This is a genomic window from Candidatus Limnocylindrales bacterium, from assembly GCA_035626395.1.
Taxonomy (GTDB): domain Bacteria; phylum Desulfobacterota; class Binatia; order UBA1149; family CAITLU01; genus DASPNH01.
This window is the reverse complement of record DASPNR010000042.1, coordinates 491,437-509,577: the sequence shown is the minus strand read 5'-3', so window position 1 is coordinate 509,577 and position 18,141 is coordinate 491,437. Positions and strand designations below refer to the sequence as shown.

Genomic DNA, 18,141 nt, shown 5'->3' with positions numbered 1-18,141 from the left:
CTGGCCACATGCGCCGATTTGGAGGGAACCTGCAATGAGATGGAAAGGATGGACGGCCGCGGGGGCCGCCGCGGTCCTGGTGACCCTGGCCACCGCCCCGACGGCGGGAGCGGCCGACAAGACGGCGATTCTGCGCAAGATGGAACAGCTCGAGCGCCAGCAGCAGGCGATCCAGCAGCAGATGGAGCAGCTGCGCCAGGAGCTGGGTCTTCCCGAGCCGGCCGCCGCCCCGGCCGGGCCCGCCACTCGTGTCGAGGAAGTGGAGCGCCGCCAGGACATTCTCACCGATGAGGTGCGTGTCCTGAAGGAAGCGATGGTTCTGCCGGAGAAGAAGGAGCTCAAGAGCACGTACGGACTGGGACCTGCGGCGTCGAAGGTATACGGCGTCAGCCAGGGCCTCTCGCTCGGCGGCTACGGCGAGTTCAACTACCGGGAGAAGGTGGGCGACGGCGCGGGCGTCAGCGACGAGTTCGATCACCTCCGGCTGGTGCTCTACACCGGCTACAAGTTCAACGACTGGATCGTCTTCAACTCGGAGATCGAGTACGAGCATGCGACGACCGGCGGCGGCGGATCGGTGTCCGTCGAATTCGCCACGCTCGATTTCCTGCTCCACCCCATGGCCAATCTGCGCGCCGGCTTGTTGCTGGTGCCGATGGGCTTCATCAACGAGATCCACGAGCCGCCGTTCTTCCATGGCAACGTCCGGCCGCAGGTCGAGCAGCAGATCATCCCGTCGACGTGGCGTGCCAACGGCGCCGGCATCTTCGGCGAGCTGCTGCCGGGGCTCGAATATCGCACCTACGCGATCACCGGTCTGGACGCGCTCGACTTCCGCTCCAGCGGCCTGCGCGGCGGCCGCCAGAACGGCGCTTTCGAGAAGGCGGAGGACTGGGCATGGGTCGGGCGCCTCGATTACTCGCCGATCGAGATGCTGACGGTCGGCGCATCCGCGTACCTCGGCAATTCGGGCCAGAACCAGAACTTCATCGACAAGGGTGCCAATGCCAACGATCCGGCCGACGACGTCACGTTCAAGCCCGACGTCTTCACGCAGATCTATGAAGCCCACGCCCAGTTCCGCGGCTACGGCCTGGAGCTGCGGGCTCTCGGCGCGTTCAGCAGCATCGAGGACGCGGCCGAGCTGAGCCTGGTGGCCGACCAGACCATCGGCGGCCAGCAGTATGGCTGGTACGCCGAGGCTGCCTACGACGTCCTGCCGTGGATCCGGCCGGGCACGCGCCACTATCTGGCGCCGTGGGTGCGCTACTCGCAGTTCGACACGCTGGCCGATGTGCCGGACGGCTTCGCGGACGACGAGACGCAGGACCGCGAGATCTGGGAAGTCGGTCTATCCTACAAGCCCATCACGCAGGTGATCATCAAGGCCGATTATCGTAATCAGAACTCCGATGGCGGAGAGCTTGCCGACGAGATCCGACTCGGTGCCGGCTTCGCGTTCTGACGCGCGACGGCACTACGCACTGGCGATGCTGGTCGCCGCAGGCCTTGCCGTCCTGGCAGGGCCTGCGGCGCCGGCCGGCGCCACCGTCTTCCATGCGCGCGACGAGGCACTGCAGCTTGCCTTTCCCGACGCGGACCGCGTCGAGCCCCAGAACCACTATCTGACCGACGAGCAGCGCGCGCAGATCGAAAAGCGCGCGCGCGCCAAGGTCGAGTCCAGCCTCGTCACCGTGTACACCGGGCATCGCGGCGGCGAGCTCCTCGGCTATGCCATCTTCGACACGCACATCGTCCGCACCCTTCCCGAGACGTTTCTGGTCGTGCTGAGCCCCGCGGGCGAGGTTCGGGCAACGCACGTGCTGGCGTTTCACGAGCCGCTCGAATACCTGCCGACGGAGCGGTGGCTCGGTCTGTTCAAGGGCAAGACCGCAGCCGACGAGCTGCGGCTCGGGCAGGAGATCGCCGCCATCACCGGCTCCACGCTCAGCGCGCAGGCCGTCACCGACGGCATCCGGCGCGTGCTCGCCATCCATGCGGTGCTGCTGCAGGGGAAGTAGTCGATGCGGTTCGTCGTCAGCGGGGAGTGGACGCGCAACAGTCTGCTCAAGATGATCGTGTGGTGCTTCCTGGTCTACACGCTCTTCCTGTGGGCGACGTCGGCGGGCCTCTATTTCGCCAAGATGAGCCTGACCCCGACTTCGGTGATCGAGTACTACCGCGGCAGCGAGGAGCGCTTCCTGCAGCCGCGATCCTTCCAGGGCATGCTCGAGGTGCTGCACTTCCACAGCTTCGCCATGGGCATCCTGCTGCTGACGCTGACCCACCTTCTGCTGTTCGTGCCCATCTCGATGCGCATCAAGGCCTGGGGCATCACCACCTCCTTCGTCGCCGGGATTGCCGACGAGCTCAGCGGCTGGGGCGTGCGCTTCGTTCACCCGGGCTTCGCGTACGCGAAGATCTTCTTCTTCCTGCTGCTCGAGGGAACGATCCTGCTGCTGATGATCGTGGTCGCCCGCGCGCTTCTGCTCGAGCAGCCGAGCGCGTACGAAGACAGCGATCCTACGTTCGAGCCGGATCCGGACGATCGCCAGCTCGAAGGCTGACATCCGCACGATGAGCAGCGGGCGGCCATGCAGGCGTGCCGGCTCGCCGCGCGACCGCTGCCGCCGCGTTGCCGCCGTAGCAGCGCTCCTGCTCGCGCTTCCGATCGTCCCCGCTTCGGCTGCTGTCGCGGCCATGGCCCGCACCGGCGCGCCGGTGATGGGTACGATCCTGCAGGTGACGGTCATTGCCGATGACGATGCCGCCGCGCGGCGCCTCGCCGACGCATCGATCGCCGAGGCCAGACGCTGGGACGACATCCTGACGACGTGGCGCTCCGACGGCGAGTTGGCCAGGCTCAACGCGCGCGCCGGCACCGGCCTGGTTCCCGTCAGCGCGGACCTTTTTGCCGCACTGCAACAGATGCAGAAGCTGTCGGTGGCGACCGGCGGCGCCTTTGATCCGGTGGCCGGAGCGCTGTCGCTTCACTGGCGCGACGAATCGGTGCCGAAGCCGGCGCCGCAGCCGACGCTTCATCGCATCGCAGCCGCGCTGACGCTGAGGGACGGCAAGGCGGCGCTGGCGAAAGGCACCGCACTGGATGCCGGCGGCATCGGCAAGGGCATCGCGCTCGATCGCATCGCCGGGCTGCTGCGCGCGGGCGGAGCGCAGGCGGCGTTCGCCGACTTCGGAGGCTCCAGCCAGATCGCCGTCGGCGCACCGCCCGGATCGGCGCAGGGGTGGAACGTGCTGGTGACCGGCCTTCGCACCGGCCAGGTCGCAGGCCTCCTGCTGCTGCGTGACCGCGCGCTCTCGACGTCGCGGGCGATCGGCACCGGCGCTGCCGGGCCCATCATCGACCCGGAGTCGGCAATGCCCGTCGCCCCGCCGCGTCTGGCTACCGTCCAGGCCTCAGATGCCGCAACCGCCGAGGCATGGTCGAAGGCGGCAGTCATCCGTGGTCGGGCCGGCCTGCAGGCGGCACGGGCCGCCCGCATCGAGGTGCGGTTCGAGGACGGCGACGGCTACTTCGCCACCCCCGCGTTCGAGGCACTGGCGCCCCCAAGTCCGCAGAATTCTGTCGAAACCGCCCCCAACGTGCTTGAACATGAAATTCAACTTCCGCATAGTGCGGGCACAGGACGGGGTAAGCGATGATCGTCTGCGAATGCGAGAACGTTTCCGATACGAGGGTCCGCGAGACCATCGCCAAGGGTGCGCGCACCATTGCCGAAGTCACCCGACGCTGCGGCGCCGGCGGGTGCTGCCGCTCCTGCCATCCTCAGATTGCCCGCATGCTGCGCAATGCCGCTGCGGCGCGCGCGGCCGAAGAGACCGGCAACGCCGCGCCCCCCCTCGCAGCTCCCGCCGTCGTCGGCTGAGCCACCAGCTCAATCGCTGTAACCGAACAGCTGCTGTCGCATCCGCGCGCGGTGCTGCGCGGCCAGGCGATCGGGATTGCGGAACACGAACGACAACACGACTCCGGCAAGGAAGCCGCCGGCGTGCGCCCAGAACGCGACGCCGCCTCCTTCGCTCTGCAGCGCGGGCACGCCGCCGATGATCTGCAGCAGAAACCAGTAGCCGAGCATCAGATAGGCCGGCACGGCCGCGTGCGTGACGTAGAAGCCGAGCGTGATCAGCATGTCGACGCGCGCATGCGGGAAGGTCACCGCGTACGCACCCATCACCCCGCCGATGGCGCCGGAGGCGCCGACCATCGGCACCGCACTGGCAGGATCGGAGAAGGCCTGCGCGGCGGCGGCGGCAAGACCGCAGATGACGTAGAAGCACGCGAAGCGGACGTGCCCCATCGAGTCCTCGACATTGTCGCCGAAGAGCCACAGGAACCACATGTTGCCGAGGATGTGGAACCAGCCTCCATGCAGGAACATCGAGGTGAACGGGCTCAGCCAGTTGGCGGCGTCGTGATGGATGACGCACGCGGCAGTCTGGCTGATGGGAACCTTGAGACCATCGGGCGCAAGTCCCAGCAATTCGCCGGGAATCAGTCCCAGGTGACACACCGAGGCGCTCAGCGCCGGCTCGGCCCCCATTCCTTGCAGTAACACCCATGCGGCAGCATTGAGAGCCACGACGAGGTAGGTGAACATCGGGGTCGAAAGCGAAGGATTGTCGTCACGAATGGGAAACACGCGAATCGATCCTAGCCCGGAATCCGGCGCGATGCTTCCCGCCCGCTCGCCAGGAGAAACTCATGAGCATCGAGGTCACGGCCGTCGATCACGTCTATGTCACCGTCACCGACCTCGATCGCTCCGAGCGGTTCTACGACGGCGTCATGCGCCTGCTCGGCTTCCGCAAGGGCATTTTCGCCATCGGCGGTGAGCCTCACTTCCACTACTTCAACAAGGTCACGCAGTACTCGATCCGGCCTTCGCGCAGCGGGCCACCACACGACCCGTACCGCCCCGGCCTTCACCACTACTGCTTCCGCGTAGCGTCGCGTGCCGAAGTGGACGCGGCCGCCGCCGGCCTGCGCGCGCTCGGCATCGATGCCAGCGAGCCGGCCCTGTACCCGCAATATGCCGAGGACTACTACGCGACGTTCTTCGAGGACCCCGACGGAATCCGTCTGGAGATCGTCGCCCATCGCCGCATGCGCACTCTCGTGGTCGAGCACTGGGAGGAGCTGACCGAGTTCGAGAATCCCGTGCAGAAGGCGGGCCTGGCTCGCGCGAGGCCGGAAGGCGCGGCGTCGGCCTGCCCGAGCGAGCAGGCCAACGCGTCACGCAATGACTAGAAACCGGAGTACGGCGTCCCGCCGATCCACTGGAACTGGGCCGAAGACTGCTTGCCCGATCCGCCGCTGATGGCGGCGCCGTCATGATTGACCTCGTTGCCGCCGCCGCCGCTGACCACGCCGACGTCGCCATCGACGAAGTTCTCGACGCCGCCGCTGATGGCCCCGCTCAGCCCGTCCACGCGGTTGTCCTCGCCGCCGGCAATGGTCGAGCTCTCGCCGCGGGCGTCGTTGCGGAAGCCGCCGAGGATGGCGGCGAAGTCGCCGCTGGCCTCGTGGGCGGTGCCGCCGAGGATGGTGGCCGCATCCCCGCTGATGTCGTTGTCGACGCCCAGGACCGCGCCGCCGGCCGCGCTGTAGCTGTGAAAGGAGCCGATGACGAGGTTGTGCGATCCGCTGCGATCGTCATCGTCGTCTTCGTTGTAGCCGATGATGATGTTGCCGGTGCCGTTGGTGGGCGAGTAGGTCGCGCCGGCGCCGCTGACGACCTGCAGGTTCTGGCCGGTGATGCGCAGGTTGTTTCCGACCACGGAGACGTGATCGAGCAGCGCCTCGAGCGCCGCCACGCGCTCTTCGAGCACGGCGCAGGAATCGGTGCAGATCAGCTCGACGGGCCGCCCGACGGCCGCATTCAGGACCGCCAGCGCATCGCTGGCCGCCACCTTGCCGTCATCGGTCACGTCCCCGCATTGCTGGGCCAGAGCCGCGCCGGCCGGTGCGATGACAAAGCAGAATCCAAGGGTTGCTACCGAAATCTTCCAATTCACTTTCCGCATCATCTCCGTTCTCTTTGTTTCCTGCCTTGCGTGGATCGAACCTCGACGGCCGCGGCGTCGCAGGACGCACACGCCGACACCGCCCGCCTCCGACCAGGAATGGGACAACTCCGAGGGTGCTGCGAGCGCGGGACCAGGGCCCGTCGCCGGCAAGCCGGCCCATGATAGGGTTCGACCGATGCCGGTGTCCAGACGCGCGCAGTCGATGAGGCTGTTCGAACGGCGCGCTTCCGGCGCGGCGCGCGAAGGCTGCGAGCGCGACGAGCCGCGCCGGCGGCGGCCGCCGCGGTACGTTCGAGCATCGGCTGTGGTGCTGCCCGCCATCCTCGCGGCATTGCTCTACCTTCCGAGCCTGCGCAATCCGCTGGTGTGGGACGACGAGCTGCACGTTCCCGCCGCGGCCACCGCGCCGGCGGCAGAGCTGATTCGGCCGGCGCCGGGCCAGTACGCACGGCCGATGGTCATGGTCAGCTATGCGGCGCAGGCACGGCTCGGCGGCGCCTCGCCCGCCGCGCTGCATCTCTTCAACGCCACCATCCATGGGGCCGCCGTCGCGCTGCTGGCGCTGCTTCTTCTGCGCCTGGGCGCCGCGGTGCCGGTGGCGGCCGCCGCATCCATCCTGATGGCCGCCCATCCTCTGTGCTCCGCCGCCGTCGCCTACGTCTCGGGCCGCACGGATCTGCTGGCCGCCCTGTTCCTCCTCGCCGCGCTGCACGTGGCGCTGGCCGAGCGCCGCAGCGGCCCGGCTCTGGCCGCCGCCGGTGCAGCGGCGCTGTGCCTTCTGTCGGCGCTGTCCAAGGAGAGCGGCGTCATGGCCGGACCGGCGGTGGCCGCGCTCTGGTGGCATCGGGCGTGGCGGGGGCGCGCCGAGCACTCGCGGCCGTGGGTGGCGGTGGCAGCGCTGATTGCGTCCGGCGCCGGCCTGTTCCTGGTATGGCCGGGCGACGCGGTCTCGGCCGCGGTTCCGCCATGGCTACGGCTGCGCGCGGCCGGAACCACGCTGGCCATCCTGTTGCGGCTCACGCTCTGGCCCGGCGATCTGCATCTGGACCGCCTGACGCCGACCGGAGGCGGCGGCGCTGCACTGCTTGGCCTGGCCTTCGTCGTCGCCGCTGCGGGCGTGGCCGCCGCGTTCCTTCGCCGGCCGACCGCGCCGCGGCTTGCGGCCGTGCTTGCCGTGCTGCTGTATCTGCCCGTCTGCGGCCTGATCCCGGTCCATCCGCGCATCGCCGAGCACCTGATCTTTACCGGCGAGCAGTTCGCGTATCTTCCGTTGGCGCCATTGTCGGCGCTTGCCGCCGGCGCGCTCGCTCGCTGGCTGCCGGTGCAACAGCGCGGCGCCATCGTCGTGGCCAGCGCGCTGGTGCTGGCGGCGGCGTGGACGCCGGCGGTGCTCGCGCGCCAGCATCAGCTCGCCGACGCCGAGAGCGTCTATCGGACGACGCTGGCGTACTCGCCGAGCCCGCGCGCGTGCTTCAACCTCGGCAACCTGCACCTTGCGCGCGCACAGCATGCGCAGGCGGCAGCGGTCTACGAGCGTTGCGTACGCATTGCCCCGCACGATGCGCAGGCACACGGCCAGCTCGCCATCGCCTATCAGCATCTGCGGCGCGACGAGGATGCGCGGCGCGCCTACGAACGCGCCATCGGCCTCGACTCCGGCAGCGCCGCGCTGTGGAGCAACTTCGCGACTCTCGATGCCAACCAGCGACTCTACGAGGATGCGCGCCGCAAGTGGGAACGCGCGCTGGAAATCGATCCGTCCTTTGCGCCGGCGCGCGAGTCACTGGCGCGGCTGCCGCAGCGGTGAGAGCTGCCACGCCGGCGGCGAGCGAAGGCTCCTGCGACGGACGCCTGGCGAGGACCGGCACCAGCCGGGCCATCCTGCGTGGCGGCGGAGCGACGCACCGTCGCGTCGCTTCGCGGCCAGCGCGCGCATCAGGCGACGCGGCAGACGAGGCCTTTCAGATAGCCGCCTTCGGGAAAGGTGGTGGCCACGGGGTGATCGGGCGGCTGCTCGAGACGCTCGAGGATCTGCGCATCGCGCCGCGCGTCGAGCGCGGCGTCGGCGACGATCTTCTGGAACAGCTCGGGCTGCATCAGCCCCGAGCATGAGAACGTCAGCAGCACTCCGCCCGGAGACAGGAGCTTGAACGCGAGAAGGTTGATGTCCTTGTACCCGCGTGCGGCACGATCCAGCTGCGCTCGCGACTCGGCGAACTTGGGCGGATCGAGCACGATCATGTCGAAGCTGCGGCGCGCGTCGCGAAAACGCCGCAGAAGCGCGAACACGTCGCCTTCGACATTCTCGCTACGCTCATCGGCGAGGCCGTTGAGCTCGAGGTTGCGGCGCGCCAGCTCCAGCGCGTCACGCGAGCTGTCGATGCTGAGGACGCCGGCGGCGCCGCCGCGCAGCGCCGCCACGGCAAAGCCGCCGGTATAGGAGAACGCGTTGAGAACGCTGCGACCGCCCGCCCATCGTTGGGCGGCATCGCGCCCGCTGCGCTGGTCGATGTAGAAACCGGTCTTGTGACCGCGGCGAACGTCGACGAGATAGCGCCGCTCGTTCTCGACGACCTCGACGAGCGCCGGCGGCTCCTGCCCCCGCAGCAATCCACTGCGCTGCTCGAGCCCTTCCTTGGCGCGCACCTCGGCATCGGAGCGCTCGTAGAGGCAGGCGGCGGCACCGAGATCGGCAAGTGCTTCGATGATGGCCGCACGCCACGCTTCCACGCCCGCAGACAGGAACTGGCAGACCAGGACGTCGCCGTAGCGATCGACGACGAGGCCGGGAAGACCGTCCGATTCGGCGTTGACCATGCGCACAGCGGTAGACCCGCGCACGAGGTCGCGGCGCGCGTGCATCGCCACCTGCAGGCGTCGCCTCAAAAACCCCTCGTCCACCGTTTCGTCTTCCTCGAACGTCCATACGCGCACGCGGATCTGCGAGGAGGGCGAGTAGGCGCCGCGCGCCAGAAATGCGTGATCCTCGCCCACCACGTCCACGGTCTGGCCAGGCTCGATGCCTGCATCCTCGCGCAGGATGGCGCCGGAGAAGATCCAGGGATGGCGTCGCAGCAGCGAGCGCTCCTTGTCGCCTCGCAGCCGAATGACAGGTGTGGAAGACACGTGCGGGCTCTCCCATCGCCGTGGCGGCGAGTCAACGCAGCCCGTCCGTCTTACGCGGTGCGGCGTAGGGCCAGCGTCCGTGAGGATGCCGGCGCTGACGTGCGCGAGAACGGCCGCAGGCCGAGCGATGCCAGGAAGCCGTCGGAAGCTCGTCGGGAGGGATCTCCGGCCTCAGACAGGAGCGGGACGTTGCCGAGTCGAACGCAACGACCGAAGTCGTTGCTACCCGCTCGGCCACGTCCCGCAGTCGTCAGGCGCAGACTTCTCCCGTCGTGGTCCGGCATCGAGCGGCCGTCAAGACGGTGCGCGGGAAAACGCGTCCAGGCGGTGCGAATCGGCCCATTTCCCTTGCTTGCGCGCGCAGACGGCGCTGGAACCACGGGGGGTCAGTCGGCCGCGAGCGAGGCCACTCTGGCCATGGCCGAAGCGAAATCCTCAGGCCGGAACGCGGCCTCGCTGGACGTGACATCGAACAGGCCGTCCACGGCCGCCGTCAGGCGCCCGCGCTCGCCGGCCAGCTCGCCGCGATCCGCCAGCGAGGCGACGACCGCCTGCACCGCCATCGTCGCCTGCTCGGCGTCGCTGTAGCTGCGGTACCTTGCAACCGCCGCCCGCGACGACAGCCGCGCGAGCAGCTCGTGGAGATCGCCACGCCGCGGCTGCCAGCGCGCCAGATGCCGCAGACCGCTGTCGGCGTTCTGGCGAAGCGACCGCGCCTGCGAAACCGCATCGCCGCCGCGACGCGCCAGCGCCGCCTCCAGCTCGTGCAACCCGGAGTCGATGCGAGCGGAGGAAGGAACGCCCGCCGTCGCCGCCGCGGCTTCGTACATGATGGCGCTGGCGCGCAGCACCGACGGAATGCCCAGGCTGGCAGCCGGGCGAACGCCGCCGCCGGCGCGCTGCGATCCGATGGAGTGGTGGCAGCTGAAGCAGTCGAAGAGCGCGAACTCGGGCCAGACCGCGTCGCCTCCCGCATGTCCGGCCAGGCGATCGAAGTAGTCGACCAGCACCGCGGCCTGCCCGACAGCCCATGCCTGCACGCCGTCCACCTCGCCTTTGCGCCGGCGGTAGTCTTCGTCGACACGATAGTGGCGCGGCTGCAGATGCGTGAACGTGTCCAGCTCGAAGCTGGTGCGCGGATGGCCGGCGGCCATGATGCGATGGGACACGAAGCGATCGTCGTCGCCGACATGGCAGGACACGCACACCTGCGCGCGCACGCCGACGTCCTCGAGCGCGACCATGCCGGCGGCGACGTTGTCGGCGTGGCTGCGGCCGCTGTCGTCGTGCGTCTCGATCCAGCGCGAGGCTGCGCCGTGACAGCTTTCGCACGAGACGCCGTCGCTGATCTGGAACTTCGGTCCACGTGCCGCACGCGCCGCGTTGGTGGCGTGGCAATCCAGGCACAGCGCCGCTTCGTGCGCGGCGGGGATGCCGAGGTTGGCGGCGATGGCGGCCGACCTCGGCTCGAGCAGAACCTCGTACGCGCGCGCGTGGCGGTCCTCCTCCGACCAGACGATGTACTCGTTCTGCAAGACGCTCGCGCCGTCACGGCCGATGAGCGCGCCATGGCAGACGCTGCTCGCGCACGACGCCGCGCCGAGGTAGCGCGGTTCCTGCGCCGCCGCCGTCGCGACCGCGGACACCAGCAAGCCGACCGCGAACGTCGGCCCCAGCGCGATCCGTCGGCCCACGTTCCGCATGCTCAGTCCTGCCGGAAGAAGTCGCGCGAGCCGTGCGCGTCGATGGCTTCCCCGATGCGGCGGATGGCCAGAACGTAGGCGGCGGTCCGAAGCGGCATTCCCTCCGTCTCGTGCAAGGCCCACACTTCGGCGAAGGCGCGCTGCATGATCTCGGCCAGACGCGTGCGCACCTCGGCCAGCGTCCAGCGGTATCCCTGCAGGTTCTGCACCCATTCGAAATAACTGACGGTGACGCCGCCGGCATTGGCGAGCACGTCGGGAACGACCAGCCTGGCCGCGGCCTGCAGGATCTTGTCGGCAGTGGGCGTGATCGGTCCGTTGGCGACCTCCACGATCATCGGCGCACGCACGCGCGGTGCGTTGTCCTCGGTGATGGCGCCTTCGAGCGCCGCCGGAATCAGGATGTCGACATCCAGTTCGAGCAGCTCCTCGTTCGAGATCCTGCGGTGCTCGACCAGCTGGCACACCGAGCCGCTGCAGTAGACGGCACGAAGCTGTCGCGACTCCTGCTTGATGCGGAAGAGGCTGTCGACGTCGAAGCCGGCGTCGGAGTGGATTCCGCCCTGCGAGTCGCTCACCGCCACGACCTTGTAGCCTGCCGCGCACAGCAGACTGGCCACGTGATAGCCGGCGTTGCCGAAGCCCTGGACCGCCACCCGCGTCGCCTTGCGATCCAGCTTGCGCACACGCGCGAGCTCCTCGATCACCAGGAACGCGCCGCGCCCCGTGGCTTCGCCGCGGCCGAGGCTGCCGCCCAGACTGATGGGCTTGCCGGTGATGACGGCTGGCGCCTTGACGCGCTTGATGGCCTCGTACTCGTCGGCCATCCATCCCATGATGCGCTCGTTCGTGTAGACGTCGGGCGCCGGTATGTCGATGTCGGGACCGATGAAGTCGGCCATCGCGCGGACGTAGGCGCGCGAGAGCCGCTCCACCTCCATTGGCGACAGCGTCTTGGGATCGACCACGACGCCGCCCTTGCCGCCGCCGTAGGGCAGACCGACCACCGAGCACTTGATCGTCATCCAGAATGCCAGCGCCTCCACCTCCTGAATGGTGACGCCGGGGTGATAGCGGATGCCGCCCTTGGTGGGCCCGAGAATGTCGTTGTAGTGACAACGGAAGGCGGGGAAGTAGCGCATCGACCCGTCATCCATCCGCACCGGCAGCGTCACGCTGAGCGTGGCCATCGGGCGGCGCAGGGCATCCACGACTTCGTCGTGCACACCGGCAATGCGCGACAGCTCCTCGAGGCGGACGATGGCATCGTCGAAGACAGTGGTGGCTTTCACGGGACCTCCGCCGGCTCGTTGTGTTCTCGTGTCGCTGCCGACGCAATGGATGCATGCCGGCGATCGGAGAAAAGGCAGTCCTGAATGCCGGCGCAACCGCGAACGGCCGTCACGACGCTCGCTGCCGAGCCGTCCCGTCCTCGTCGTCGCGGCGCCGGGTGCGCCGCGCACGAAGTTGCCCCGCGCCACCACCGATGCCATTGTCCGCGCGCCGTGCCGCCTGCCGCCAACCAGCTTCGGGTCCTCGCGCGCGTGCGGCGGCTGCGCCGCGCCGTCGCCGCCACGGCCATCGCGGCCGTGGTTGCGCTCGCGCCCGATGCAGCGGGCGAGACGCCGCCGGCCAAGGTCGTCGAAGCGCTGCATCAGACGTACGCGGGCGTCCTGAAGGACTCGGCGCGGCTACCGTACGCCGCCCGATACGAGCGTCTGGCGCCAGCCATCGAGAACGCCTACGACACGACGTTCATGGCACGTGCCGTCATCGGCCGCGCCTGGAATGACCTGAGCGAAGCCGACCAGAAGCGGTGGGCGGAGACGTTCAAGAGATTCATGATCGCCAACTATGCCGCCCGCCTCGACCGCGACAGCGGGCAGCGTTTCGAGTCTCTGGGCGAGCAGAAGGGCGAGAACGACACGGTCATGGTCCTGACGCGCGTCATCGATCCGGGCGCGGAGAACGTCGAGCTCAACTATCGCATGCGCAAGGCGGACGACGCCTGGAAGATCATCGACGTCTACGCCAAGGGCACGGTCAGCGAGCTCGCGCTGCGGCGCGCGGAATACGCGGCGCTGCTCAAGTCCAGCGGCTTCGAGGCGCTGCTGGCATCGCTCGAAGGCAAGATCGCCGACCTCGAATCGGGCAAGAAGCTCGAGTGACTCAGCGCGGCTGCTCGGGCTCGACCGAGTCGCCGAGCGCGCCGTCATCCCCGATGCGGCGGCATCCGCCCGGACAGTGGCAGTAGGCTTCGTCGGTGCCCAGTGGCCGCGACGTGCGCGCCGTCGCAATCTGCGCGGTGCGGTTCTGGTAATAGGCGTTGCGCAAGGCCGCATAGTAGTCGAGAGATCCGCTCTCCAGGCGCCGCAGCGATCGCGCATGCTCCTCGAGCGTCACCAGTCCGGTGCCCGTGCCGTAGGCCGTCGTGTAGAAGAGCGATTCGGCCCCGGCCAGGAAGTACGTCGTCGGACGGAACAGCAGACCGACGGCGTCGCCGAACGCATCGCGGACCGTGGTCGGCCCGAGCATCGGCAGGATGAGGTACGGGCCGCTGCGCACTCCGGCGATCGCCAGCGTCTGCCCGAAGTCGGAGTGGTGCGGCGGCAGCCCCATGCATGCAGCCGCATCGATGAGGCCGCCCCACCCCACCGCCGTATTGATGACCAATCGGCCGGCGGTGACCGCGGCATCACGGGGCCGGCCCTGCAGCAGGTCGTTGATCAACGTGGAGGGCGCCGCAAGGTTGCTGAGGAAGCGGCGGATGGCCTTGCGGCCGGGCTCGGGAATCATCCACGAGTACAGGCGCGTCATCGGATCGAAGATCGCCTCGTTGAGGCCCGCGTTCAGGCGCTGGGTGCGGCGGTTGAGATTTTCGAGCGGGTCCGGATAGGCGACCGCCTGCGTCTCGAGCTCGGCCTCGAAGCTTTCGAGGAGCGGGTCGCCGGACGTCTCGTCGGCAACGCCTGGCGAGGGGACGACGAGCGCCAGTACGAGCAGAAATGCTGCCCGCAGGCTTGCCCGCCGATCACGCTGCCATCGCACCGATTCGTGACTCCGTCGGCCGCGGCGACCGCGAAGCGCGCCTTCGGCCGCGTCGCATGGCTGCCTGCTGAACCTGCAACCTCCCTACCCAAAATCACGATGGCGCGCGACTGTGGCGGTGCGCGAAGACCGATGCACGCGCACGTACCGCGAAGTTCGCGGATCCCTCAATCCGCCGGCGCCGACACCGGCGGCTCGCCAAGCGGCTGCCCGCCGGGGCCGTCCTTGTACGTCAGCCACGGTACGGACGGCTCCTGCCCCACGCCGGGCAGACCGTAGTCGCAAACGCCCTCGGGGAACGCCGCCTGCAGGCGCGCCCACTGCTCGTCGGTGAGCGGCGGAACGACGCTCGCATAATCATCCCGATCGAGCGGCCGCGTCTGACAGGCGGCAATGTCGTGCGAGAGCGGCATCCCGGCCACCAGGCGCGGCGAGCCGAAGTACGGGAACGCGGCGCTGCACGCCGCCATGTCGGTCACCATCTGATCGTTGATCAGGCATGCATCGACCGCGTCGGCCGGCTTGTTGCGCGTCACCTTGACTTCCAGCGGATCGGCGGTCGTGTCCGCTTCGATGGCGGCCAGCCAGCGGTCGAGCAGGTCGAAGGCGGCATCGGCCACGGCCGGCGGCGGCACCAGAGGCGCGGGCGTCGTCCAGATGATGTGGTTGTCGGCGTGGCCGTTGGAGCGGATCAGCCGCTCGCGCATCACGTAGCTGTGGTAGTCGGTGTGGATCTCGGCGTTGCTCGTGCCGCGCAGATCGATGATCGCGACCTGGTCGAGCTGCCCGCCGTCGTTGACGCCGCCGGCGCGGTACAGCAGCTCGGACCCGGTATCGGCGTGGCGGCGACCGGAGGCGTAGTTGAAGTCGATGTCGACGGTGCCGATCTTCTCGTTGAGGTCCACGAACTGCTCCGTCAGGATCTGGCCGGCCAGCAGCGCTTCCAGCCCGTACTGCACGCCGACGTTGTCGTAGGGGAGCCGCGCGAAGCCACCGGCTGCGTACTCGGCGCTGCGCGTCGGCTCGGGGCTCTGGTCCCACAGCTCGGGCGGACGCCGCCCGATGACTGCGACGTTGAAGTCGGGAACGCTGCCGCGACAGCCGGTCGGGTTGTCGACTGGATCATAGTCCTGGTCGGCGGACAGGCCGCAGCCGCCTTCGGGATCGACCACCGGCGCGAACAGCGCCTCCCATGCCACGCACGAGCTGAAGCTTGCGTGTCCGCTGACCGCCGACTGCTGGTTCGGCGCCGCCCACAGCTGTGGGGATACTGCCGTGAAGTAGTTGAGCAGCAGATGGCAGTCGACGACCTCTAGGCCCGTGGACCAGTTGTCGGTGAAGCTGCAATTCGGCTGGATGCCCTGCAGCAGGCCCGGGTAGTTGTTGGCGACCATGTGCTGGCCGATGGAGCCGCCCGAGCATCCCTCGGCGGTCGTGTAGCGGATCTCGCCGTAGGTCTCGACGATATGCTCCTTGAGCATCATCACCGACTCGGCAGAGGTGGTGGTGTTGCAGTTGTTGCCGAGAACGTTGAGCGAGGACGTGGCGACCATGAAGCCGCGCGAGAGCGCGCGATCGTTCTGGACGTTCTGCGCGTTGGACTGCGAGTGCACGGTGCCGCAGCTCGGACCGAACAGATAGTGCAGCTTGCGGTTCCATCCGCGCTGCGGTGACCACGGCTCCCAAGGCTGTGCCGGATCGAACAGCACCGCGACGCGGTAGATGCCGCGATTGTGCGTGCCGGTCTCCTGGCGGATCACGTACGGGACCATCTCGCCCTGATCGGTCGTCACCGTCGCGACGTCGCTCGGCGGGTTCTCCGGATCGTAGGGCATGAAGCGGACGCCGCCGGTGGGCCGATAGAAGTACTCGACGATGGTTCCCGCGTTGCACTGCTCGTCCTGCGCCGGGCCGAGGCCGTTGCCGTCGGTGGTGCAGAGCCACGGCTGGAGCTGCTCGCCCGAGAACACCGGTCCGCCGATGGGATGATTGGTGATCGTGATGGCCGCGGCCCGCACTCCGGGCGCGCGCGCAGTCAGCACGTTGTCGCCGAGAGCGAGCTCCGTGACGACGCCGAGATAGCGGCCGTCGTCGCGCAGCGCGAAGGCGCCGGTCACGTCCATGCCGTCGAGATCGACGGTGACGTCGGATGCGTCGGTCCCCGGCGGCAGCACGACCTGCACCAGCGCGTTGCCGCCGCTGATCAGATCCGCGCGGTTGGAGAGGACGCCGAGCGTGAGCGCCTGGGCGCAGCCCTCGGCGGTGGGGCGCTTGACCGTCCACTGGCGGCTGTCGTTGCGCGGCATCTGGCCGCCGGCGGCGCCGCCGAAGCCGGCGCAATAGCCGTCGCCGTTGCCGATCGTCAGGATGAAGCTGCCGCTGACGCCGGGAGCGGGCGGCACGACTTCGACGGGGCCGCTGCGGCCGTCGACCTGGACCTTGAGCAGGAAGACCCCGCGCGTGGTCCGCTTGATGATCGCGCGGCGGACGGGGCTGGCGGGATGGCTCGCGTTCGACCACTGATAGCCGACATCGCCGATCGCGGACCACCCCGAGGCCGGAAGCTCGAAGGTCTGGGTGGTTGGAGTCGCGCCGTCGGCGATGATCGTCAGCGTCGCCCCGCTGGACGTCGGATCGCCTTCGACGGTGTTGGCGCTGGAGGACTCCTGGGCCGACCCGACGATCCGGCGGCCCGACGGATCCCCTGAGGGATCGCCGACTTGGAAGCTTCTTCCGAGGATGAGCTGGGTCGCCGCGGCTGCCGGGCCGGCCGCGAGCAGACCGATGGCGAGAGCGACCACGGTCGTTCGAGGAACAGTGTTCATGCAGGCCTCCAATGCCGAAGCGAGCCGCACGAGCTCAGCGGAAAGTTTCCTCAACCTTAGCCGGCAGCCCGATACCTACAAGTGGGTCAGCAGAAAGTGGCCCGCCCGCCACCCTCCTGACGGCAATGCGCGAGGCGAGGCGGAGCGATATAGAGGAGGGATGGCGGATGCTCGTGACGATGAAGAGAAGCGCCGGCCGATTGCCGGCCAGCCATCGGCCCGGTCCGGTGATCGGCCCTGGCGCAGCGCCGGCGACCTTGGCGGCTCGGGCCCGTCCTTCTCTCCCGCTTGCGAGCGCAACAGAGAACCGATTCTCGAGGTTCTGCGTGCCGAGCTGACGGCGGCGCGCGAGGTCCTGGAGATCGGCAGCGGCACCGGCCAGCATGCGGTCTTCTTCGCGCGAGCGATGCCGCACATCACCTGGCACACCAGCGACCGCGGCGAGAATCATCCGGCCATTCGCGCGTGGATCGAAGCCGAGGGTGCTGGCAACGTACGACCGCCGCTCGACCTGGACGTCGAGCGCGAGTGGCCGCAGCGAACATTCGATGCCGTCTTCAGCGCCAACACCGCGCACATCATGAGCTGGCCACAGGTGCAGGCGATGTTCGCCGGCGTCGGACGCGTGCTGAAAGACGGGGGCAGCTTCGTCCTTTACGGGCCCTTCGCCTACGAGGGCGTCCATACGTCCGCGAGCAATGCCGACTTCGACCGCATGCTGCGTCAGCGCGACCCGGCCAGCGGGATTCGCGATATCACCGACCTGCGCCGAGAGGCCTCAGCAGCCGGCATGAACCTGGTGGCCGATCACGCGATGCCGGCGAACAACCGGACGCTGGTATGGCACAAGTCCTGAGGCAGCGCGCGCTCGTCGCGCCTGCCCGCTTGTGACCGGCGCGTCGCCGCCGCATGGTGGGCCATGGCAAGAACGGCGAGCGAGATCGATGCACTGATCGAAGAGCTGTCGGCGCATGGCCTCGGCGGCATCAACCCCAGCCTCGAGCAGCTGCGAGAGCTGGTGACCGAAGACCGCGACGGACCGCTGCAGTTCGTCAACCTGCTCGAGTATCACGACGTTGCACGCTACCCGGCCGGACACGCGCTGGCCGACGCCGGGCTCACCGGCGCCGAAGCGTATGCGCGATACGGCGCCGTCGCGTTCGCGCACGTCACCAGGCGCGGCGGCCGGCTGACGCTCTACAACGACGTCGAGCAGAGCATCATCGGTGACGGCGGACGCTGGCATCAGATCGCCACGATGGAATATCCGAACACGGAGGCGTTCATCGACATGCTGCGCGACCCCGACTACACGGCGGCGCTCGTGCACCGCGATGCCGGGCTGGCGCGGACGATCGTGGTGGTCAGCAGGCCGCTTCTTCCGGCATAGC

17 protein-coding genes are annotated in these 18,141 nt (G+C 68.8%); 10 read left to right on the top strand and 7 right to left on the bottom strand.

Annotation, left to right across the window (positions count from 1 at the left end):
• Nucleotides 1-34: 34 nt before the first annotated feature.
• Genes VEC57_17865 through VEC57_17845 form a run of 5 tightly spaced genes read left to right on the top strand, consistent with a single transcriptional unit; the run spans nucleotide 35 to nucleotide 3,887 of the window.
• Nucleotides 35-1,465, top strand: a complete 1,431-nt coding sequence (locus VEC57_17865) for a hypothetical protein (protein HYC01006.1) — start codon at nucleotides 35-37, stop codon at nucleotides 1,463-1,465.
• A 25-nt stretch (nucleotides 1,466-1,490) separates the two neighbouring features.
• Nucleotides 1,491-2,021, top strand: coding sequence for an FMN-binding protein (locus VEC57_17860; GenBank protein ID HYC01005.1), 531 nt, complete (start codon nucleotides 1,491-1,493; stop codon nucleotides 2,019-2,021).
• A 3-nt stretch (nucleotides 2,022-2,024) separates the two neighbouring features.
• Entirely contained in the window at nucleotides 2,025-2,567 is a 543-nt protein-coding gene (locus tag VEC57_17855; protein ID HYC01004.1) for a hypothetical protein, read from the top strand.
• 10 nt (nucleotides 2,568-2,577) lie between these two features.
• The gene (locus VEC57_17850) at nucleotides 2,578-3,663 is read left to right on the top strand and encodes an FAD:protein FMN transferase (GenBank protein HYC01003.1); all 1,086 of its coding nucleotides are present in this window, start codon (nucleotides 2,578-2,580) and stop codon (nucleotides 3,661-3,663) included.
• Nucleotides 3,660-3,887, top strand: a complete 228-nt coding sequence (locus VEC57_17845; GenBank protein ID HYC01002.1) for a (2Fe-2S)-binding protein — start codon at nucleotides 3,660-3,662, stop codon at nucleotides 3,885-3,887. Before VEC57_17850 ends, VEC57_17845 begins: the two co-directional genes overlap by 4 nt.
• Nucleotides 3,888-3,896: 9 nt before the next feature.
• Here the strand turns inward: VEC57_17845 and VEC57_17840 are convergent, their stop codons facing one another.
• Nucleotides 3,897-4,661 carry a rhomboid family intramembrane serine protease gene (locus VEC57_17840; GenBank protein ID HYC01001.1) on the bottom strand — a complete coding sequence of 255 codons (765 nt, stop codon included), beginning with the start codon at nucleotides 4,659-4,661 and terminating at the stop codon, nucleotides 3,897-3,899.
• A gap of 62 nt (nucleotides 4,662-4,723) precedes the next feature.
• On the opposite strand from VEC57_17840, the gene VEC57_17835 reads away from it, so the two are divergent.
• The gene (locus tag VEC57_17835; GenBank protein ID HYC01000.1) at nucleotides 4,724-5,269 is read left to right on the top strand and encodes a VOC family protein; all 546 of its coding nucleotides are present in this window, start codon (nucleotides 4,724-4,726) and stop codon (nucleotides 5,267-5,269) included.
• Here VEC57_17835 and VEC57_17830 read toward each other — a convergent pair.
• Nucleotides 5,266-6,048 carry a hypothetical protein gene (locus tag VEC57_17830; protein ID HYC00999.1) on the bottom strand — a complete coding sequence of 261 codons (783 nt, stop codon included), beginning with the start codon at nucleotides 6,046-6,048 and terminating at the stop codon, nucleotides 5,266-5,268. The genes VEC57_17835 and VEC57_17830 overlap by 4 nt on opposite strands.
• 202 nt (nucleotides 6,049-6,250) lie before the next feature.
• Between VEC57_17830 and VEC57_17825 the strand changes: the two genes are divergently transcribed.
• On the top strand, nucleotides 6,251-7,855 hold the full coding sequence (locus VEC57_17825) for a tetratricopeptide repeat protein (GenBank protein ID HYC00998.1): 1,605 nt from the start codon (nucleotides 6,251-6,253) through the stop codon (nucleotides 7,853-7,855).
• A 128-nt stretch (nucleotides 7,856-7,983) separates the two neighbouring features.
• Here VEC57_17825 and VEC57_17820 read toward each other — a convergent pair whose 3' ends face one another.
• The 3 genes from VEC57_17820 to VEC57_17810 all read right to left on the bottom strand — a co-directional run bounded on the left by VEC57_17820 (nucleotide 7,984) and on the right by VEC57_17810 (nucleotide 12,169).
• Nucleotides 7,984-9,174, bottom strand: a complete 1,191-nt coding sequence (locus VEC57_17820; protein HYC00997.1) for a class I SAM-dependent methyltransferase — start codon at nucleotides 9,172-9,174, stop codon at nucleotides 7,984-7,986.
• A 386-nt stretch (nucleotides 9,175-9,560) separates the two neighbouring features.
• Nucleotides 9,561-10,868 (bottom strand): multiheme c-type cytochrome, encoded by a 1,308-nt coding sequence (locus VEC57_17815; protein HYC00996.1) that lies wholly within the window; start codon nucleotides 10,866-10,868, stop codon nucleotides 9,561-9,563.
• An 11-nt stretch (nucleotides 10,869-10,879) separates the two neighbouring features.
• Nucleotides 10,880-12,169, bottom strand: coding sequence for a Glu/Leu/Phe/Val dehydrogenase (locus VEC57_17810; protein ID HYC00995.1), 1,290 nt, complete (start codon nucleotides 12,167-12,169; stop codon nucleotides 10,880-10,882).
• A gap of 213 nt (nucleotides 12,170-12,382) precedes the next feature.
• On the opposite strand from VEC57_17810, the gene VEC57_17805 reads away from it, so the two are divergent.
• Nucleotides 12,383-13,045, top strand: coding sequence for an ABC transporter substrate-binding protein (locus VEC57_17805; protein HYC00994.1), 663 nt, complete (start codon nucleotides 12,383-12,385; stop codon nucleotides 13,043-13,045).
• A 1-nt stretch (nucleotide 13,046) separates the two neighbouring features.
• Here VEC57_17805 and VEC57_17800 read toward each other — a convergent pair whose 3' ends face one another.
• Both VEC57_17800 and VEC57_17795 read right to left on the bottom strand, forming a co-directional pair.
• Complete coding sequence (locus VEC57_17800; GenBank protein HYC00993.1) at nucleotides 13,047-13,925, bottom strand: VacJ family lipoprotein; 879 nt, start codon at nucleotides 13,923-13,925, stop codon at nucleotides 13,047-13,049.
• 167 nt (nucleotides 13,926-14,092) lie between these two features.
• Nucleotides 14,093-16,750 (bottom strand): DUF6351 family protein, encoded by a 2,658-nt coding sequence (locus VEC57_17795; GenBank protein HYC00992.1) that lies wholly within the window; start codon nucleotides 16,748-16,750, stop codon nucleotides 14,093-14,095.
• Nucleotides 16,751-16,910: 160 nt separating this feature from the next.
• On the opposite strand from VEC57_17795, the gene VEC57_17790 reads away from it, so the two are divergent.
• Nucleotides 16,911-17,606 (top strand): DUF938 domain-containing protein, encoded by a 696-nt coding sequence (locus VEC57_17790; GenBank protein ID HYC00991.1) that lies wholly within the window; start codon nucleotides 16,911-16,913, stop codon nucleotides 17,604-17,606.
• A 63-nt stretch (nucleotides 17,607-17,669) separates the two neighbouring features.
• On the top strand, nucleotides 17,670-18,140 hold the full coding sequence (locus VEC57_17785) for a DUF1330 domain-containing protein (GenBank protein ID HYC00990.1): 471 nt from the start codon (nucleotides 17,670-17,672) through the stop codon (nucleotides 18,138-18,140).
• Nucleotide 18,141: the final 1 nt, after the last annotated feature.